This window comes from Neisseria sp. P0001.S005, from assembly GCF_051963715.1.
The window spans coordinates 1-989 of sequence record NZ_JBQCTZ010000431.1; the positions used below are offsets into that span (position 1 = coordinate 1).

The window sequence follows — 989 nt, forward strand, 5'->3', positions numbered from 1 at the left end:
GTGGACATGAAGTGGTGTTCAATCATGCCGAGCCAGCCGGTCGGGGTTTTGCGGATGTATTCGGCTTCGGATTTGCCGGATTTGGCATCGTCGTCCAAATCAGAGAAGCTGACTTTTTGGAAGTCGCCTTCAGGGGTGTAAACCACCGGGCCGACGTAAGAGCGGGTGAAGTAGCCTTGACCTTCGGGTTCGCTGTTGTCGCGTACGATGCGGTAGTCCGCGCTCAGGTCGACAGGTTGGCCGTTGCTGTTGGTAATGTCAAAGCGGATGTTAACCAAGTAGCTGCCTTTGGTAAAAGTATAAACTTTGTCGATTTTCAGGCCGTTGGTTTCAGGTGCGCTCAGGCGGACTTCAACTTTGTCACCTTCCAAACTGTATTGTTTTTGTGGGGCGGTAAAGCTGATGCCTTTCAGAACGTTGTTGCCTTGAGCGTCCAAAAGTTCAGATTGGGCAACGTAGGTGTATTCCTTGCCGTCGTTAAACAGGACGAAAGGTTTGTGTTCGTCGCCGGTTGCTTTGTATTGCAAGAGGGTCAGCTGACGCAGGTCGCCGCTTTTCTCATCGATGACGGCTTTAACCGTGTCTGTGGTAACGGTAATGGGAGAGGCCGAGGCAAGCACGGCTTCGGCAGCGGCTTTTGCCGGAGCGGCGGCCGTTTGCTGTTGCGCGGCTTGTTGCGCCGGATTGGGTTTGGGGCTGGGAAAAAAATGTTCCCAGCCGGCAAAGATTGCCACTGAAATGGCAAAAAACGCCATTAGTCTTTTAAAATCCATAAGAGATTCCTGGAATTGACGGATAGGTAATCGAGATGAAAACTGCTTCAGACGGCATTATATAGAAACCGACGGGAAATTAAAGGAAATCGTGTTCTTTAAATGGTTGACAGCAGCATTATGGAACAGGGTCATGTCCGTGTCCGCCGAAAGGATGGCATCGTGCGATGCGTTTGATTGCCAGCCATCCGCCTTTGAATGCGCCGTATTTTTTGA

At 51.0% G+C, this 989-nt stretch carries 2 protein-coding genes; both read right to left on the reverse strand.

Annotation, left to right across the window (positions count from 1 at the left end; genetic code table 11):
* A partial coding sequence (yidC, locus tag ACTHSP_RS20815; RefSeq protein WP_440346862.1) for a membrane protein insertase YidC occupies nucleotides 1-773 on the reverse strand: 773 nt, incomplete at its 3' end.
* Nucleotides 774-891: 118 nt separating this feature from the next.
* Nucleotides 892-989 (reverse strand): membrane protein insertion efficiency factor YidD (locus tag ACTHSP_RS20820; protein ID WP_440346863.1); only part of this gene is annotated, 98 nt, incomplete at its 5' end.